Origin of the sequence: Streptomyces sp. NPDC051776 (genome assembly GCF_040681345.1) — a bacterium.
Taxonomy (GTDB): Bacteria; Actinomycetota; Actinomycetes; order Streptomycetales; family Streptomycetaceae; genus Streptomyces.
On the sequence record NZ_JBFAYQ010000018.1, the window covers coordinates 17,334 to 34,676 of the forward strand.

14 protein-coding genes, 1 tRNA gene and 1 other RNA gene are annotated in these 17,343 nt (G+C 70.9%); 3 read left to right on the plus strand and 13 right to left on the minus strand.

The genetic code is table 11. The features are described from left to right. Nucleotides 1-80: 80 nt before the first annotated feature. A complete protein-coding gene (locus tag AB0M26_RS16180; protein ID WP_365260809.1) occupies nt 81-1,268 on the plus strand; it encodes an amidase in 1,188 nt (395 codons plus the stop codon). A gap of 348 nt (nt 1,269-1,616) precedes the next feature. Here AB0M26_RS16180 and AB0M26_RS16185 read toward each other — a convergent pair whose 3' ends face one another. Next, nucleotides 1,617-1,847, minus strand: a complete 231-nt coding sequence (locus AB0M26_RS16185) for a hypothetical protein (protein WP_365260812.1) — start codon at nt 1,845-1,847, stop codon at nt 1,617-1,619. Nucleotides 1,848-1,968: 121 nt separating this feature from the next. Then, on the minus strand, nt 1,969-2,817 hold the full coding sequence (locus tag AB0M26_RS16190; protein ID WP_365260815.1) for a methyltransferase: 849 nt from the start codon (nt 2,815-2,817) through the stop codon (nt 1,969-1,971). A 203-nt stretch (nt 2,818-3,020) separates the two neighbouring features. Between AB0M26_RS16190 and AB0M26_RS16195 the strand changes: the two genes are divergently transcribed. After that, complete coding sequence (locus tag AB0M26_RS16195) at nt 3,021-4,934, plus strand: prolyl oligopeptidase family serine peptidase (RefSeq protein WP_365261048.1); 1,914 nt, start codon at nt 3,021-3,023, stop codon at nt 4,932-4,934. Between the two features lie 501 nt (nt 4,935-5,435). On the opposite strand, the gene AB0M26_RS16200 is transcribed toward AB0M26_RS16195, so the two are convergent. From AB0M26_RS16200 to ffs, 10 genes are all read right to left on the minus strand, one after another. Then, entirely contained in the window at nt 5,436-6,323 is an 888-nt protein-coding gene (locus tag AB0M26_RS16200; protein ID WP_365260817.1) for an SURF1 family protein, read from the minus strand. A gap of 237 nt (nt 6,324-6,560) precedes the next feature. Next, entirely contained in the window at nt 6,561-7,700 is a 1,140-nt protein-coding gene (locus tag AB0M26_RS16205) for a hypothetical protein (protein WP_365260820.1), read from the minus strand. Beyond that, nucleotides 7,697-8,338, minus strand: coding sequence for a SigE family RNA polymerase sigma factor (locus AB0M26_RS16210; RefSeq protein ID WP_365260823.1), 642 nt, complete (start codon nt 8,336-8,338; stop codon nt 7,697-7,699). Before AB0M26_RS16210 ends, AB0M26_RS16205 begins: the two co-directional genes overlap by 4 nt. A 311-nt stretch (nt 8,339-8,649) precedes the next feature. Continuing rightward, nucleotides 8,650-9,723 (minus strand): aspartate-semialdehyde dehydrogenase, encoded by a 1,074-nt coding sequence (locus AB0M26_RS16215; RefSeq protein ID WP_365260826.1) that lies wholly within the window; start codon nt 9,721-9,723, stop codon nt 8,650-8,652. Beyond that, complete coding sequence (locus AB0M26_RS16220) at nt 9,720-11,006, minus strand: aspartate kinase (RefSeq protein WP_365260829.1); 1,287 nt, start codon at nt 11,004-11,006, stop codon at nt 9,720-9,722. Before AB0M26_RS16220 ends, AB0M26_RS16215 begins: the two co-directional genes overlap by 4 nt. A gap of 236 nt (nt 11,007-11,242) precedes the next feature. Continuing rightward, a complete protein-coding gene (locus AB0M26_RS16225) occupies nt 11,243-11,911 on the minus strand; it encodes a DUF5063 domain-containing protein (protein ID WP_365260832.1) in 669 nt (222 codons plus the stop codon). Continuing rightward, a complete protein-coding gene (recR, locus tag AB0M26_RS16230; RefSeq protein ID WP_365260835.1) occupies nt 11,904-12,503 on the minus strand; it encodes a recombination mediator RecR in 600 nt (199 codons plus the stop codon). The genes AB0M26_RS16225 and recR overlap by 8 nt, the downstream gene beginning before the upstream one ends. 120 nt (nt 12,504-12,623) lie before the next feature. Further along, nucleotides 12,624-12,959 (minus strand): YbaB/EbfC family nucleoid-associated protein, encoded by a 336-nt coding sequence (locus tag AB0M26_RS16235; RefSeq protein WP_365260837.1) that lies wholly within the window; start codon nt 12,957-12,959, stop codon nt 12,624-12,626. A gap of 161 nt (nt 12,960-13,120) precedes the next feature. After that, entirely contained in the window at nt 13,121-15,556 is a 2,436-nt protein-coding gene (locus tag AB0M26_RS16240) for a DNA polymerase III subunit gamma and tau (protein WP_365260840.1), read from the minus strand. Between the two features lie 162 nt (nt 15,557-15,718). After that, nucleotides 15,719-15,813: signal recognition particle sRNA small type (gene ffs / locus AB0M26_RS16245), an RNA gene on the minus strand. Between the two features lie 119 nt (nt 15,814-15,932). On the opposite strand from ffs, the gene AB0M26_RS16250 reads away from it, so the two are divergent. Next, a tRNA-Ser gene (locus tag AB0M26_RS16250) sits at nt 15,933-16,017 on the plus strand. Nucleotides 16,018-16,097: 80 nt separating this feature from the next. On the opposite strand, the gene AB0M26_RS16255 is transcribed toward AB0M26_RS16250, so the two are convergent. Then, on the minus strand, nt 16,098-17,336 hold the full coding sequence (locus AB0M26_RS16255; RefSeq protein WP_365260843.1) for a tyrosine-type recombinase/integrase: 1,239 nt from the start codon (nt 17,334-17,336) through the stop codon (nt 16,098-16,100). Nucleotides 17,337-17,343: the final 7 nt, after the last annotated feature.

Genomic DNA, 17,343 nt, shown 5'->3' on the forward strand with positions numbered 1-17,343 from the left:
GGTGGGGCGGGCCGACGAATGAAAGCGGGCCGACGGGTGGGGCGGGCCGCTTGCGGAGAGGTGCCGAGAAGGGAGTCACCATGCGACCGACCCCGGCCGGTGAGCCGGACACCGCGATCTGGCGGGTTCGAGGTGCACCTCTGGTGCCCGGATCCGGCAGTGGACCACTCCGCGGCGTACGTCTGGCGGTCAAGGACCTGTTCGCCGTGGCCGAGCACCGGATCGGCGCCGGAAACCCGGCATGGCTGGCCGAGGCGGCCCCGGAGCAGGAACACGCCTGGGCCGTACGCGCCTTGCTCGAGGCGGGCGCCGACATCACCGGCATCGCGCAGACCGACGAGTTCGCCTACAGCCTCAACGGCACCAATGCGCACTACGGCACTCCGCCCAACCCCGCCGCCCCCGGCCGGATGCCCGGCGGCTCCTCCAACGGTCCGGCGAGCGCGGTGGCGCTCGGGCAGGCGGACGCCGGTCTGGGCAGCGACACGGCGGGCTCCATCCGCGTACCCGCCTCGTACTGCGGGCTCCACGGCATGCGGCCCACGCACGGGGCCATCCCCGTCGGCGGCCTGCTGCCGTTGGCCCCGGCCTTCGACACGGTCGGGTGGCTGGCACGGGACGCCGAGCTGCTCGGGCGGCTGGGCGATGTACTGCTGCCCCCCGCACCGGACATGCCCCCGCTACGCGTCGCGCGCATGGTGACGGACCTGGTGGGCCTGGCGCGTGAACCGGTACGCGAGGCCTTCCGCCCGGAGGCCTCTGCGCTGGCCGCCCGGACAGGACTGCGGATCGAGGAGACGCCCGCTCTGCACGGGGACCATACGGCGTGGGCGGTGGCGTTCACCACGGTTCAGCTCACGCAGGCCTGGGAGTCCGACGGCGCGTGGGTCAGCGCCCACCCCGGCGCACTCGGGCCCGGAGTGGCCACGCGCTTCGAGCGCGCGGCGGCGGTGACCGCGGAGGAACGGGCCGCGGCCCAGAAGGTCCTGGACGGTGCCACGCGCACACTGCTGGACGCCGTGCCGCCGGACACCGTGCTCCTGCTGCCCACCACCAGCGCCCCCGCCCCGCGGGCAGACGCCGACCGCGAGGGTATGACCGCCACCCGGCAGGCGACCGTGCGGCTCACCTGCCTGGCCTCCCTCTCAGGGCTGCCCTGTGTGTCCATGCCCTTGATGACGGTGGGCGGCCTGCCGGTGGGGCTGTGCGCGATCGGGGCACCCGGCAGCGACCGTGCCCTGCTCCGGCTCGCACTCGCGTCGGCCTGATCGCGTCGATGTGAACGAACCGGCAGGTGCCCGGCTTGATGCGGTCGCCCAGCACCGAGGTCGTGGCCCTGACCACCTCCGGCAGCTCGTCGTGGAAGGCCTGATGGTTCTGCTCGAACGCGACGCGGGTGACGGAGGCGTAGGCCTTGCGGGCGCCTCGGCGCGTTGGACTCGTCGGGCGCGGCCCGTCGAAGAGATCGCAGACCGCGAAGCGCTCACCGGCACCCTCGAGGGTGCCGGTGAAGATCTCACAGGTCCGCGGGAACAGGGCGGGGATCCGCGATCATGCGTCCGCCGGGAAGTACGGGGGTGTCCACCACAGGGCCGCAGGGAAGCGGCGGGAAGCGGTCATTCCTCGGGCAGGCTCTCCCACGCCTCGCCCTCGCCGAACAGCTCGTAGCCCTTGTCGGCGGCGATCTCCGCCGCGTGGGCCCGGCTGCGGACGGGCACCTCGTGCCTGCGGCTCCTCACCGCGGGCTCCGGTCCGTCCGCCTTCTCCATCGCCACGATCTTGTATGTCTCGTAGACGACCTGGCCGGGCTCCTTCTTACTCCAGACCACATGCATGCTGGTTCCCATCGGGATCACTCCCAACCGGACGAGTCCCCTCACATCAGGTTCTCACCTGGAGGAGTGATCGGCGCGGGAGAGGACACCGGTAGTCTTCCCGGCACGGTGCGTCACCAGCGGCTGTGCAGGATCAAGGGCGAAATGCGCGCACGCTGTACATGAGCGGGATCCGCGGGCGGTCCTGCGGGCGGCGGAACAGGCCGTCGCCGCCGCGCGAGGACGTCAACCGCTGGAAGACCGTCGCGTCGTGCTCGTGCACGAAGTCGATCCGCAGCCCGGCCGCCGCCAGCGCGGAGACCAGCTCGCCGACCGGGTGCCCCCACCCGGCACCGTCAGCGGGCACAACTGGGGCGTCGAGACCGGCGTACGGGTCCGGCGACTCGTCGGCCCAGGCGTCGGCGCCGAAAGAGTCGCGGACGAGGCGGGCACCGGTCTCGTCGTCGAGAGTGTCCGCGAGGGGATGGATCTCGGCGAGATGGAGGAAGCCGCCCGGAGCGACGAGGGCGGCGGCGATCTCGGCCCAGCGCGGGATGTCGGGCAGCCGGGACAGGGCGCCCGGGCCCGCGACGACGATGTCGTACGAGGCGTCGGGAACGGCTTCGGCGGCGTCGTAGAGATCGGCGGCGACGAATGCGGCGCGATCGGCCGTGAACCCGGATTCGGCGGCCAGTTCGCGGGCGGCGTCCACGGCCGGCTCGGAGATGTCGAGGCCGACGACCGGGTGCGCGCCGCGCCGGGCCCAGGAAAGGGTCTCCACACCGATGTGGCACTGGAGGTGGAGCAGGGACTTACCTGTGACGTCCCCCACCTCGGCGGCCACGAAGTCGCGGATGGTGTCCTCGCCCCGGCGGAAAGCGCCGAGGGCGGCGAGGGCATGATCCTCGCCCGCCCTGTCCATTGCGCCCCTTTCGCCCCACACGGCGCGGTTGGACTGGAGCCAGTCGTCGCCGGGAGAGTCCGGGCCGTCGGATTTCTGCATGGGGTCGGAGGTTATCCACAGGCTGAGGGCTTCGCCACCGCGTTGTCCGCAGGTCTGCGCAGAATGGGGTCATGACTGATGAGAGCACCGGGCCCGCGGGGTCCGCCGGGCCCACGGGGGCCACCCAGTCCACCGGGTCCACGGGAACCACGAAGTCCACCGGGTCCACGGGGTACACCGGGTACACGGGAGCCACGGGATCCATGCCGGACTGGGAGAAGCGCTTCAGGGCACCGCGGGTGGGGCTGCCGGACTGGGCAGAGGACGCCCCCGACCGGTCGCTGTTCGTGTCGAACGCCACGGGGACGTACGAGTTGTACGCCTGGGACCGCACGACCGGCGAGCAGCGGCAGGCCACGGACCGGCCGAACGGCACGACGGACGGCGCCCTTTCCCCCGACGGGGCGTGGCTGTGGTGGTTCAGCGACACAGACGGCGACGAGTTCGGGGTGTGGATGCGGCAGCCCTTCGGGGGCGGTGAGGACGAGCCCGCGACACCCGGGCTCGACCCCTCCTACCCGGCGGGCCTGGCGCTCGGGCGGGACGGCACGGTGGTCGTCGGCCGGTCCACGGACGAAGACGGCTCGACGATCCATGTCCTTCGTACGGCGATTGGCACCGCCGCCGAGCCGACAGGAGCCGTGACGTCGGCGGAGACCTCGAAGCCGGCCGAAACCCCGAAGCCGGTCGAAACCCCGAAGCCGGTCGAAACCCCGAAGCCGGTCGAAACCCCGAAGCCGGTCGAAACCCCGAAGCCGGTCGAGATCTACCGGCACCGCGAGTCGGCGGGTGTCGGCGATCTGTCCTACGACTCCTCGCTGATCGCGATCGAGCACACCGAGCACGGCGACGCTATGCACTCCGCGCTGCGCGTGGTCCGCCTGGACGGCTCGGTCGTGGCTGAGCTGGACGACACGAAGGGAGGCACCAAGGAACTGGGCCTGGCGTGCCTCGGTTTCGCACCTGTCGACGGCGACTCCCGGATGCTCGTGGGACACCAGCGCGGCGGGCGCTGGGAGCCGATGATCTGGGACCCGGTGACGGACGAGGAAACCGCCCTGGCCATCGACCTGCCCGGCGATGTCGGCGCGGATTGGTATCCGGACGGGTCGGCGCTGCTCATCGACCACAGCTACCAGGCACGCAGCGAGCTGTTCCGCTACGACCTCGCCACCTCCGCGCTGATACGGCTGGAGACCCCCGCGGGCACGGTGTCGGGGGCGACGGCGCGCCCCGACGGGTCGGTGGAATACCTCTGGTCGTCCGCCGAACAACCCCCTGCCGTCAGGGCGACGACGGGGCGGACGGTTCTCGACCCGCCCGGCATGCGGGCCCCGGGATCCGTACCGGTCACGGACGGGTGGGTGGACGGCCCCGGCGGCAGGGTGCACGCGCTGGTGCAGAAGCCGGAGGGCGCAGGCCCTTTCCCCACGGTCTTCGACATTCACGGCGGACCGACCTGGCACGACAGTGACGCCTTCGCCGCGGGTCCCGCAGCCTGGGTCGACCACGGCTTCGCCGTCGTACGGGTCAACTACCGCGGTTCGACAGGCTATGGGCGGGAGTGGACGGACGCGCTCAAGCACCGCGTCGGGCTCATCGAACTCGAGGACATCGACGTGGTGCGGGTGTGGGCCGTGGAGTCCGGCCTCGCGGACCCCGCCCGGCTGGTGCTCGCGGGCGGTTCGTGGGGCGGCTATCTGACACTGCTCGGACTCGGCACGCAGCCGGATGTGTGGGCCGTGGGCCTGGCCGCGGTGCCGGTCGCCGACTACGTCACCGCGTACCAGGACGAGATGGAAGCGCTGAAGGCGATGGACCGCACCCTGCTGGGCGGCACACCGGAAGAGGTACCGGAGCGGTTCAAGGCCTCGTCGCCGCTGACGTACGTGGACCAGGTGCGAGCGCCCGTGCACATCTCGGCGGGCATGAACGACCCGCGCTGCCCGATCCGCCAGGTCGAGAACTACGTCCGCAGGCTGGAGGAGCGGGGCGCCCAGCACGAGGTGTACCGGTACGACGCGGGGCACGGCTCCCTCGTCGTGGAGGAGCGCATCAAGCAGCTGCGGATGGAGATCGACTTCAGCGAGCGGCATCTGCCGGCGGCGACCGGCTGAGGCGGCTGCCCGGGACGAACTCGGGCGGCCACGCACTGCCGGCCGGCCCGAAGGACTGCGTGGCCGGGAAGGAGACGTGGCAGAGAAGGAGACGTGGCAGGGGAGGTCGGTACGGCGGGAAATTCGGTGCGGCAGGGCTGAGGTCGGTCCCGCGGGGGGAAGTCGGTGCGGCAGAGCTGAGGTCGGTCCGACCGGGGAAGTCGGTGCGGCCAGGGGAGGTCGGTACGGTTCGGGAAGTCGGTGTGGCCAAAGGCGGTGGGTGCGCCAGGGGGAGACCAACGCTGCCGATGAGGTTGGTGCGGCCGGGCTGATGCGCTGCCGCGCAGCACCGTCGCCGGGCCCGTCGGCGTGGGCAGCTTGTGGGCGCGCGGGCCCGGAGCGGAGGGCGCCCGAGCGGGGGGCTCCGTGGGGTGGGGGGTGGGGGTGGGGGAGGCCCCCCGGAGCCCCGCCGAACTCAGCGCGATCAGCACAGCCGTAGCCCACCCGCCCGCCACCTGACCGTCAGGGACGGGCACCCGTGGAGTCTGCCTGCTCCTGCGGCGGTTCGGTCCGTTCCTGTGCCGGTTCCGTCTGCTGCTGTGGCGGCGCCGACGCCGACGATTCGGTCTGCTCCGGCAGGAGGCCCAGAGCGATGTCACGCTGGGCCTCCACCTCACGGCGGAGGAGGCGGAACCACATGAAGAGGAAGAAGCCCGCGAAGACGAACCACTCACCGGTGTAGCCGAGGTTCTGGAACGCCTTGACGTCGAGGCCGGTGCCCTCGACAGCGGCTGGGGGCACGGCTCGCAGGGCGCCCGGGGTCTCGCCTTCGGGAAGGGTGATCCAGGCGTTGTGCACGGGGTAGGGCACGAGGTTGACCAGAGACGCGGCGCTGATCATGCCGACTTGGCCCTGACGCAGGCCGCCGGCCGCATGTGCGCCGTCGGTGCCCTGGTTCTCCGAAGCCTGGAGCGCTCCGGTCACAGTGACCTCGCCGCGCGTCGGCGCGGGCACGCGGGCGCGGTCGGCCGCGGTGTCCGCATCGCCGGGCAGCCAGCCGCGGACGACGGGAAGCGCCTTGCCCCCGTCCGTACGGAGGAGGGTGAGGACGTAGAAGCCGGTCTTGTCGTCCAGCCGCCGGTCCGGGACGAGCAGTTGGTCGTTCTCGTAGTGGCCGGTCGCGGTGGCGAGCCGGCCCGAGGTTTCCTTGGTGACGGGCAGCAGGCGCTCCAGCGGTTCGGCGGCCTGCGAGGCGTGAGCGTCCTCGTCCCGCTGCTGTTCCTGGTGCGATTCGACGCGCGCCTCGAAGCGACCGAGCTGCCAGCTCCCCATGAGCAGGCAGAAGGGCACGCCCAGCGCGACGAACACGTTGATGCCCCACCAGCGGGGCGTCAGCAGGAATCGGTACACACCGCCACGGTACGGGCCTGCGGCCGGGGTGCCCGCGTCGGGGTGCCTGCGGCCGGGCCGCCCGCGTCGGGGTGCCCGCCGGACGCCGCGGGTGCGTCAACAGCCTTGCGGAGTCAGTCCCCGGCCGTCCGGCGGGGCGGACCTGAGACAGGCCCGCCCCGCTCTCCTCCCCTCCCGAGGTCTTTGCCGGGTGCGTTGAAGAATTCATCCGGCGCCCTGCGCGGAACGTGCCGCGCGTCAGGACGCCTCCAGCGCTCCCGTGCGATAGATCGTTCCGGCACAGGCGTTGGTGATCGTGGCGCTCGACGCGGCCGGATCGCCCGCCTGGGGCGTGTGGCTGAGTTCGACGCTGCCCGTGGACGGCGCCGGGTCGTCGGCGGACCCGTCGGCCGCGGGCTGTCCGCCCGGGTCGCCCGTGCCGCCCGGGTCCGGCGAGTTGCCCGGGGCGGGGCAGCCGCCCGAGCCCCCGTCCGCCGGAATCCAGGCGAACTTGACCTCGTACGCGACTCCGGGCTTGAGGATCACCCTCTGCGGCTCGGTGGCCGGGTCGGGCAGGCCAGTGGCCGCGTCGCCGGCCGTGTGGTCGATGACACTGATCCGGCTACCGTCGGCGCCTCCCTGCGCCGATGCGAGCACGAGCCCGCCGCCGTCGATCGCGCATGCACTCTCGGAGGTGTTGGAGACGCGGAAAGAGCCGTAGACCGTGCTCGCGCCGTCGAGCGTGCCGGGCGTGGCCGCGCCGTTGGTGAGCTGGTCACGGGTGCAGACGGGCGAGGTGGCCGCCATGGTCTCGGACGGCCCGGCTCCGGCGCCGGCCGTGTTTCCGCCCGGCTCCTGGGAGTCGTCGCCCGTGCCTGCGTTCTTGCCGTCCTTGTCGCTGTCTCCGGTGGCTTTGTCGGACGGCTTCAGGTCACCGGCGCCGTCTCCGCCGCCGGCGTCGGAGCCGTTGGTCGTGCCGCCCTGGGCGACTTCGCTGTGCCCGGCGTTGGCGGGGCGGTCGTCGTTGCCGTCGCTCAGGGCGGCGTGCATCAGTGCCGGGACGGCGGTGCCGACGAGCAGCACGGCGGCGGCGGCGCCGACGAGTACCTGCCGCTTGCGGGCGCGGCGGACGGGGACGGCACGCCGGAGGTGTTCGAGTGCGTCGGGCGAGGGCTCGAGTTCGTCGACGGCGGTGTGGAGCAGCCGCCGCAGCGCATCCTCGTCCGGCCTCAGTTCATTCTCGGCCGGGCGCAGCGCATCCTCGTGCGGGCGGGGTGAATCCTCGTGCGGGCTCGGACCGCCCTCCGGCTCGTCCTTGGGGCCGGTGCGCTTCCGCAGGTCGTGCATCAGACCGTCCAGCCCTTTCCGGCTGTCGGGTCCGTCGTGCTGGTTGCTCATGCCGGGGCCTCCATGGCGACGCGCAGCGCCGCGATCCCCCGTGAACCGTACGCTTTGACGGAGCCAAGAGATATGCCGAGCGTGTCGGCGACCTGTGCTTCGGTCATGTCGGCGAAGTACCGCAGTACGAGTACTTCGCGCTGCCTGCGCTGCAGTCCGCGCATCGCCTGGATCAACTGGTCGCGTTCGAGCTGCTCGTACGCCCCCTCCTCCGCGCTCGCCATGTCGGGCATCGGCTTGGAGAGCAGCTTCAGTCCGAGGATGCGGCGGCGCAGGGCGGAACGGGAGAGGTTGACGACGGTCTGCCGCAGATAGGCGAGGGTCTTCGCCGGGTCGCGGACCCTGTTGCGCGCGGAGTGCACGCGGATGAAGGCTTCCTGGACGACGTCCTCGCAGGAGGCGGTGTCGTCCAGGAGCAGGGCCGCGAGACCGAGCAGCGACCGGTAGTGGGCGCGGTAGGTCTCGGTCAGGTGGTCGACTGTGGTGCCCGCTGTCATCGCCCCGTCAGAATCCTCGCGCTGTGACGGGATGCGGGCGGGAGGCACGGCGGGCACGGGCGCGATCACCGGCATGCCGCCGGTCGCGCGGGGACCGACCGGACGCAGTACCGCCGCGCCGGCCCCATGTGTCGCTGCCATGCCGAAGACCTCTGCCACGCCTGTTGGACACGCTGCCCCCCGTCAGGGTTGTACGCGTGAGCCACCGCTTCTGCCGACGGACCCGCTTTTACCGACGGACCGAATGCCCTCATGCGCACCATTCTTTCCTGAATGCCCCATTCACCGCAGCGACTCGGAAGGACGACCACAAAGACGCTCCCCGCCCAACTGCCGGTTGCAGTGAGCGGGGAGCGAATTCTCGAACAGGTCCATCGCCCGTATCAAGCAGTACGGACCATGCACTTGCTCACTCAATCTTCACAAGTCCAACACGACTGCTGCGCATGGTTTTACGCCGCGGCCAGCTCCGCTGCAACAAGTTCCGCGATCTGGGCGGTGTTGAGCGCGGCCCCCTTGCGGAGGTTGTCGCCGCAGACGAAGAGCTCGAGCGCGTTGGGGTCGTCCAGCGAGCGCCGCACCCGGCCCACCCAGGTCGGATCCGTGCCCACGACGTCCGCCGGCGTCGGGTATTCGCCCTCGGCCGGGTTGTCGCACACCACAACACCCGGCGCCGCGCTGAGGATCTCGTGCGCCTGGGCCACCGTGACCGGGTTCTCGAACCGCGCGTGCACGGTCAGCGAGTGCGTCGTGATCACGGGGACGCGGACACAGGTCGCAGTGACCCGCAGATCCGGCAGCCCCAGGATCTTGCGCGACTCGTTGCGGACCTTGAGCTCCTCGGATGACCAGCCGTCGTCCTTGAGCGAGCCCGCGAACGGCACGACGTTGTACGCGATCGGCGCCGGGTACGGGCCCAGTTCGCCGACAACACGCCGTACGTCACCGGGCTGCGCACCCAGTTCCGTACCGGCGACCTTGGCGATCTGTTCGCGGAGGGTGTCGATGCCCTCCTTCCCCGAACCCGAGACGGCCTGGTACGAGGAGACGATCAGCTCGGTCAGCTCGAACTCGGCATGCAGCGCGCCCAGCGCGACGATCATCGAGAGCGTCGTGCAGTTGGGGTTGGAGATGATGCCGCGCGGACGGCTCCGCGCGGCATGCGCGTTCACCTCGGGCACCACCAGCGGCACATCCGGGTCCATCCGGAAGGCGCCCGAATTGTCCACGGCAACCGCGCCCTTGGCGGCGGCGACCGGAGCCCACTGGTCCGAGACCTCGTCGGGCACGTCGAACATCGCGACGTCCACGCCCTCGAAGGCCTCCTCGCTCAGCGCGACGACCTCGACCTCCTCACCGCGCACGGTGAGCTTCTTGCCGGCCGAGCGCGGCGAGGCGATGAGCCTGATCTCGCCCCAGATGTCGGCACGTTCGGAGAGGATGCCGAGCATCACCGTGCCGACGGCGCCGGTGGCGCCGACGACGGCGAGAGTGGGCTTTGCGCCCGCGGCCCGGGCCGTTGTCATCGGCCTGTCCCTCCGTACACGACGGCCTCGTCGGACTCGCTGTCGAGCCCGAAAGCCGTGTGCACGGCGCGGACGGCCTCGTTGACGTCGTCGGCGCGGGTCACCACGGAGATCCGGATCTCCGAGGTGGAGATCAGCTCGATGTTGACCCCGGCGTTCGACAGCGCCTCGAAAAAGGTTGCGGTGACGCCCGGGTTGGTCTTCATGCCCGCGCCGACGAGCGAGATCTTCGCGATCTGGTCGTCGTAGCGGAGCGATTCGAAGCCGATGGCGGTCTTCGCGCGCTCCAGGGCACCGATGGCCTTCTTGCCCTCGGTCTTCGGCAGGGTGAAGGAGATGTCGGTGAGACCGGTGGATGCCGCCGACACGTTCTGCACGACCATGTCGATGTTGATCTCGGCGTCCGCGATCGCCCGGAAGATGGTCGCCGCCTCGCCCGGCTTGTCCGGAACGCCGACCACCGTGATCTTGGCCTCGGATGTGTCGTGGGCAACCCCCGAGATGATCGCCTGCTCCATCGGTAGTTCCCCTTGCTTGTGCGGCTCGTGCGACTCGTTGCTGACCCAGGTGCCCTTCAGCCCGGAGAAGGACGACCGGACGTGGATCGGGATGTTGTAGCGGCGCGCGTACTCCACGCAGCGGTGCAGCAGCACCTTGGAGCCGGAGGCGGCGAGCTCCAGCATGTCCTCGAAGGAGATCCGGTCGATCTTGCGGGCCTTCTTCACGACCCGCGGGTCGGCGGTGAAGACACCGTCCACATCGGTGTAGATCTCGCACACCTCGGCGTTCAGCGCGGCGGCCAGCGCCACGGCCGTGGTGTCGGAACCTCCGCGGCCGAGGGTGGTGATGTCCTTCTTGTCCTGGGACACACCCTGGAAACCGGCGACGATGGCGATGTTGCCCTCGTCCACGGACGCCTGGATACGGCCCGGCGTCACATCGATGATCCGCGCTTTGTTGTGGACCGAGTCGGTGATGACTCCTGCCTGACTGCCGGTGAACGACTGCGCCTCGTGGCCGAGGTTTTTGATCGCCATCGCCAGCAGCGCCATGGAGATTCGCTCTCCGGCGGTCAGCAGCATGTCGAACTCACGCCCGGCAGGCATCGGAGATACCTCCTGGGCGAGATCGATCAGCTCGTCCGTCGTGTCACCCATCGCCGAGACCACGACGACCACCTGGTGGCCGGTCCGCTTGGCTTCGACGATCCGCTTGGCGACGCGCTTGATGCCCTCGGCATCCGCAACGGAGGAGCCGCCGTACTTCTGCACGACAAGGCCCACGTGCGCTCCTCGCAACTCTGTCTTCCCGGGACCCCGAATCAGGATCCTTCGGTCGGCTCAGTCTAACGAGCAGGAGGAACCGCCCACCTCGGTATCACATCGCGAGACGCCGTCCCATTCAGTGATCATCGAGAGGACCCGCGACCCGCCGTGCCCGCTCCGCGAGAGCACCTGCCCGTCCCCGGGCAGAACACACGGAAACGTAACTCAGTTCACACGGACCGAAGTGCCGGCGATCAGCGGCGCGCGGACTTCAGTCCCAGCGGCGCCGCGATCTCCTCGGCCATCACGCGGCCCGCCTCCTCCTCCAGCGAGCCGTCCTCCGCCGCGGCGGCGTCCGTGTCCAGGCCGTCGAGCTCGTCCAGCGGGCTCTCCGTACGGATGTGGGCCAGCAGCGACTGCAGCGCGCGCAGCGTGGCCGATGCCGTGGGACCCCAGTTGGAGAAGTACGAGAACTGCCACCACCACAGCGCCTCGGTCACACGCCCCGCGCGGTAGTGGGCCATACCGTGCCGCAGGTCCGTGATGATGTCCGCGAGGTCGTCCGAGATACGGCACGCGACCGGCTCGCTGCGCGGCACGTACGGGTCGAAGACCTCGGAGTAGACGTCCGCGGGGTCGAGCAGCACGGCGAACCGCTCGCGCAGTTCGTCGACGTCGTCCGGCTCCGGGCCGGTGTCCGCCTCGTAGCGCTCTTCGGGGACGATGTCCTCGTGCGCGCCGAGCCGCCCGCCCGCGAGCAGGAGCTGCGACACCTCCAGCAGGAGATACGGGATCGCGCTTCCGGGTTCGTCGCCCTTCGCCACTTCGGTGACGGCGACGATGAAGCTCTCGACCTGGTCGGCGATCTGTACCGCGAAGTCGTCCGGGTCCTGCTTGGCATCGTGGAGCGTGGCGTCAGACATCGAGAAGTCGTCTCCCTTCGAAGGCACGGCCCAGCGTGACCTCGTCGGCGTACTCCAGGTCCCCCCCGACAGGGAGCCCGCTGGCCAGTCGCGTGACCTTGAGCCCCATGGGCTTGACCATGCGGGCGAGGTAGGTGGCCGTTGCCTCCCCCTCGAGGTTCGGGTCGGTGGCCAGGATCAGCTCGGTGACGGTGCCGTCGGCGAGCCTGGCCAGCAGTTCCCTGATCCGCAGATCGTCCGGGCCCACGCCCTCGATGGGGCTGATCGCCCCGCCGAGCACGTGGTAGCGGCCCCGGAACTCACGGGTGCGTTCGATCGCGACGACGTCCTTGGGCTCCTCGACGACGCAGATGATCGCAGGGTCGCGGCGCGGGTCCTGGCAGACCCGGCACTGCTCCTCCTGGGCCACGTTGCCGCACACACCGCAGAACCGGACCTTGTCCTTGACCTCGGTCAGCGCGTGGGCGAGCCGACGGACGTCGGCCGGCTCGGCCTGGAGAATGTGAAAGGCGATCCGCTGCGCGCTCTTCGGACCGACGCCGGGCAGCCTGCCCAACTCGTCGATGAGGTCCTGGACCACGCCTTCATACACGGGCCGCCGTCTCCAATCTTCTTCCTGCTGCGTACGCTAGTTGATCCGTTCTAAGGACCGGATCAGCTCTGTGGTGCCCGGTCCGGGCGCCTGTGCACGCCCCCCGTACGAGCGCCCCGTTCAGAAGGGCATCCCCGGCATGCCGCCGAGACCCTGCGCGAGCGGTCCGAGCTTCTGCTGCTGAAGTTCCTGCGCGGCCCCGGTCGCGTCCCGTACGGCGGCGAGAACCAGATCCGCGAGGGTCTCCGTGTCCTCAGGATCCACGGCCTTCGGGTCGATGACCAGGCCCTTGAGCTCTCCCGTGCCGGTCACCGTGGCCGTGACGAGACCGCCGCCCGAGGAACCCTCGATGGGCGTCTCGGCCAGTTCCTGCTGGGCCGCGGCGAGGTCCTGCTGCATCTTCTGCGCCTGCTGCAGCAGCTGCTGCATATCGGGCTGCCCACCACCGGGAATCACGGCTTCGCTCCTGGCATTTCGACGACGTTGTTCAACTAGCCCGAGCCTACGTGCTGCGGCGCCACCGCGCCGTACGCCGTGGGGAGGAGTCGGCCGGGCAGGGCCGACTGCTATGAGCCGTGCCGGTGGGCGAGTTGTGGTGACGCACCGTTGGTCGGCGGTTACTCGTTCGAGTACTCCTCGAGGACCGTGGCACCCAGCTCGCGGACGATGAGGTCGTGGCCGCTGAGTGCCGTGTCATCGAGATCCGGATCGTCCTCCGCGGGCATGTCGTCCTCGAGGGCCGTGGGCGGCGGCCCGGACTCACGGGGCGGCCCCTCCTCGGAGCGCGACGGGGGCTCGGGGGCTGGCGGCCGCTGGGCGGGTGCCTGCTGTGCCGGCGCGGACGGACGGGAGGGCGGCGACTGTGGGGGCGGCGCCGACGGCCGCGGGCCGGCGGGCGCACCGCCCTGCATGGCCGAGCCGCCGGACGGGTCGACGATCGCCTCGACCCTCCACTGGACGCCGAGCGCATCGGCTAGCGCCTGCCGCAGGACGTCCTCGCTGCCGCCGGTCACAAAGCTGTCGCGGGCACCGGCGTTGGAGAACGCGATCTGCAAGGTGGTCCCGTCGAACCCGGCCACCTGCGCGTTCTGGCTCAGCAGGATCCACGTGAAGCGCCGGCGGTTCTTGACCGCCTCCAGGATGTCCGGCCACATCTGGCGGATCTGTACGGCGCCCTGCGCGGATCCGGAGGCGGAACCTCCGGCGGGAGCCTGGGCGGCTGCCTGGACGGATGCCGCCTGGGGGCCGGGAGGCGATGGTGCGGCCTGGCCGGGGGCTTGCCGCCCCTGGGGGCCGTCCGAACCGCGGGCACCGGGCCAGGCCCCGGGCTGCCGGCCACCGGCGGCCTCAGGCGCGCCAGTGGATCCGGCTGAGCCCTCCTCCTGAGATGGGCCACCGGCGGCTTGCCCCGCGGTGGGCCAGGCGCCGGGCCGCTGCCCCGGCGTCTCGGGTGCGGCGGTGCCGTTCTCCTCGGGGCCCGGTCCACCGGACTGCGCGCCTGCGGGCCATGCCTCGGGCCTGCCGCTTCGGTCGGGCGCGTCCCCCGCGTCCCCTGCGCCACTCGCATCGCTCTGACCGCCCGCTCCGGCGTTGACCGCCGGGGAGCGCCCCGGCTGCTGGGCTTCCGGCGCGGCCTGAGGCTGCTGAGGCGGTTGCTGCGCGGCTTGCGGCTGCTGAGGTGATTGCTGAGGACGCTGCTGCGCGGACTGCACCTGCTCTGCCCCCGCCCCGCCGGAGCCGCCGGCCGCGGAGCCACGGCCCGGCAGCGCCGCGCGGGCAGCGGCCGGACCCGTCGGCCCCCCGCCGGTCTGCGGCTGAGCCGTGTGGGCGTCGGGCCCCGGTACGTATCCCATGGCGGGCCCGGTGCCTGCCGCGCCCGGACCGCCGCCGAGGGCCACGCCGCGCTCCAGCCGGTCGAGCCGGGCCTGCACGGAACGCTCGTCCCCGAACGCGCCCGGCAGCAGGACGCGTGCGCAGATCAACTCGAGCTGGAGCCGCGGCGACGTGGCCCCGCGCATCTCGGTCAGCCCCTCGTTGACGAGGTCGGCCGCGCGGCTCAGCTCAGCCGCGCCGAACACCGAGGCCTGGCCCTGCATCCGCTCCACGACATCCGCCGGGGCATCGATCAGCCCCTTTTCCGCGGCGTTCGGTACCGCGGCGAGGATCACCAGATCGCGCAGCCGCTCCAGCAGGTCGGCGACGAAGCGCCGCGGGTCGTTACCGCCCTCGATCACGCGGTCCACGACCTCGAAGGCCGCACCGCCGTCACCCGCGGCGAACGCGTCGACGACACCGTCGAGCAGCGACCCCTCGGTGTATCCGAGCAGGGCCGTGGCCATCGCGTACGTCACACCGTCGTCGCCGGCGCCCGCCAGGAGCTGGTCCATCACGGACATCGAGTCACGCACGGACCCGGCTCCGGCGCGGACGACGAGCGGCAGCACACCGTCCTCGACGGCGATCTTCTCCTGGCCGCACACGGCGACCAGATACTCCCGCAACGTGCCGGGCGGGACGAGGCGGAACGGGTAGTGGTGCGTGCGCGAGCGGATCGTGCCGATGACCTTCTCGGGCTCGGTCGTCGCGAAGATGAACTTGAGATGCTCCGGGGGCTCCTCGACCACCTTCAGCAGGGCGTTGAACCCCGCCGAGGTGACCATGTGCGCCTCGTCGATGATGTAGATCTTGTACCGGCTCGAGGCGGGCCCGAAGAACGCCTTCTCGCGAAGCTCGCGGGCGTCGTCCACGCCGCCGTGGGACGCCGCGTCGATCTCGATCACATCGATGGACCCCGGCCCGTTGCGCGCGAGATCGCGGCAGGACCGGCACTCGCCGCAAGGCGTCGGCGTCGGCCCCTGCTCGCAGTTCAGACAGCGCGCGAGGATGCGGGCGCTCGTCGTCTTCCCGCAGCCGCGCGGGCCGCTGAACAGATACGCGTGGTTGACCCGGTTGTTCCGCAGCGCCTGCTGCAGCGGACCGGTCACGTGCTCCTGCCCGATGACCTCGGAGAAGGTCTCGGGGCGATAGCGGCGGTACAGCGCGAGGGACGACACGCCTCCGACGATATCGGCCCCCGCCGACAACCGGTCTCGCCCGCCCGAACCCAACGGAACGCAAGGCCCCGCACGCGCACCCTCTCCTCGTACGCGCGCCCGTCACCACCTACGCGGACGAGCCCGCACGCGGACCGCGCACACGGAGAGGACGTGTGACACAGAAGGGCCCCCCACGCACCCACCAGAGCTCACTTACCCTTGCTGCCTTCCGGCCCTGGGGGAGTTCGGTGAGATGGCGCCGCGTGAGGGGCTGACCCCACCCTAGCGGATCGCCGGGGGTGCTCGTGCCCGGGGCCTGCCGCTCGGCCCGCCCGGGGACAGCCCCGGGCAACGGGTTCGCGAGCACTGCTTTCGGTCTTGTATTGTTTCCGGCGGAGGATTCGCCTAGAGGCCTAGGGCGCACGCTTGGAAAGCGTGTTGGGGGCAACCCCTCACGAGTTCGAATCTCGTATCCTCCGCACCCGCCCGCCAGGGCAGACCGAAGGCCCCGACCGATCATGGTCGGGGCCTTCGGCGTTGATCCGTCTCAGTTTCCGTCTCAGTTGGCCTTCGGCGGCTCCCAGATCGCCTCGCCGACTTGCTGCGCGACCTTCCGCAGGATGGTTCCGGTGACGTGCATGTACCGGGCGCGCATCTTCGCCGCTCCCCCGGGCTCCCATCCCATGATCGCGTCAACCACCACATCCGGTACCCCGAGAAGCAGAAGCACCGTCGCCGCGGTGTGACGGGCGTCATGCAGCCGTCCGTCCCGTACACCCGCGTCCCGAAGCAGCCGCTTCCACACGTGGTAGTCGGTGTTCGGGCTCAGCGGCCCACCAACGGGAGACGCGAAGACGTAACCCTTGTCCTCCCAGTCCGTGCCCGCCTCCAGCCGTTCCCGCTCCTGCTCCTCCTGGTGCTGCCGGAGGAGCTTGATCAGCGGATCGGGCAAACCGACCGTGCGCCGCCCTGCGCGTGACTTGGTGCTCTTGTGCTCGCGGCGGACCTGCTGGCGCTGCGGGCAGTAGCCGGCCTTCCTGCCGCACGGGCCGTCACCGCAGCCGTGCGCGTACTTGGGACGGAGACGATTCTTGCGGATACGGAGGTACCCCGCGTCCAGGTCGACGTCTTCCCAGTGGAGCCCGAGCGCTTCGCCCTGCCGCAGTCCGAGGGCGAGAGCGATGACCCACCGAGCGCTGTTGCGGAGCTTCGAGGCCTCGACGAGCAGGCTCTGAACCTCCTCGATCGTGTACGGCTCGATGTCCTCCTCTTCGAGCCGCGGTGCTTTCGCAATCTCGGCCGCATTGGTGGGGACGTGACCGCGTCGTACTGCCTCGCCGAGGGCCACTCGGATCGTCCGGTGGACATGGTGGGCGGTCCCGGCCGAGCTACCGGCCGTCTGCATCTTCCGGTAGAGGCGCTCCAGGTGTTCGGGCTCCAGGCGCTCAAGCTTGTGCGCACCCAGCCCGGGCACCAGGTGCACGCGGACGTCGACTTCGTACCCGTCGAATGTGTTCTCGGAGACGTACGGCTTGGCGATGTTCTCGACCCAGTGCTCGAGCCAACCCTTCAACGTCCAGCTCTTGCCGAGCTTCTTGAGGGACTTGTCGTCCCGCGCCCGCTCCATTGCACGGACGGCTTTGGTCACCTCGGCTTTGGTCTTCCGCTCGATGTGCCGACGATCCGGCCTGCCGTCGTCCCTGACACCGACCGTGACGCGGCCGTGCCACTTCCCGTCGTTGCCGAGATAGATCGTTGACGCGCCGTTGGGCTGCCGAGTGCGCTTCTTCTCAGTCATGGCCGCT

What these genes read in the sequence shown, in the direction of transcription:
- AB0M26_RS16180 (WP_365260809.1), top strand. Translation starts at nt 81, where the DNA reads ATGCGACCGACCCCGGCCGGTGAGCCGGACACCGCGATCTGGCGGGTT.
- AB0M26_RS16185 (WP_365260812.1), bottom strand. Translation starts at nt 1,847, where the DNA reads ATGGGAACCAGCATGCATGTGGTCTGGAGTAAGAAGGAGCCCGGCCAG.
- AB0M26_RS16190 (WP_365260815.1), bottom strand. Translation starts at nt 2,817, where the DNA reads ATGCAGAAATCCGACGGCCCGGACTCTCCCGGCGACGACTGGCTCCAG.
- AB0M26_RS16195 (WP_365261048.1), top strand. Translation starts at nt 3,021, where the DNA reads ATGCCGGACTGGGAGAAGCGCTTCAGGGCACCGCGGGTGGGGCTGCCG.
- AB0M26_RS16205 (WP_365260820.1), bottom strand. Translation starts at nt 7,700, where the DNA reads ATGAGCAACCAGCACGACGGACCCGACAGCCGGAAAGGGCTGGACGGT.
- AB0M26_RS16210 (WP_365260823.1), bottom strand. Translation starts at nt 8,338, where the DNA reads ATGGCAGCGACACATGGGGCCGGCGCGGCGGTACTGCGTCCGGTCGGT.
- AB0M26_RS16215 (WP_365260826.1), bottom strand. Translation starts at nt 9,723, where the DNA reads ATGACAACGGCCCGGGCCGCGGGCGCAAAGCCCACTCTCGCCGTCGTC.
- AB0M26_RS16225 (WP_365260832.1), bottom strand. Translation starts at nt 11,911, where the DNA reads ATGTCTGACGCCACGCTCCACGATGCCAAGCAGGACCCGGACGACTTC.
- AB0M26_RS16255 (WP_365260843.1), bottom strand. Translation starts at nt 17,336, where the DNA reads ATGACTGAGAAGAAGCGCACTCGGCAGCCCAACGGCGCGTCAACGATC.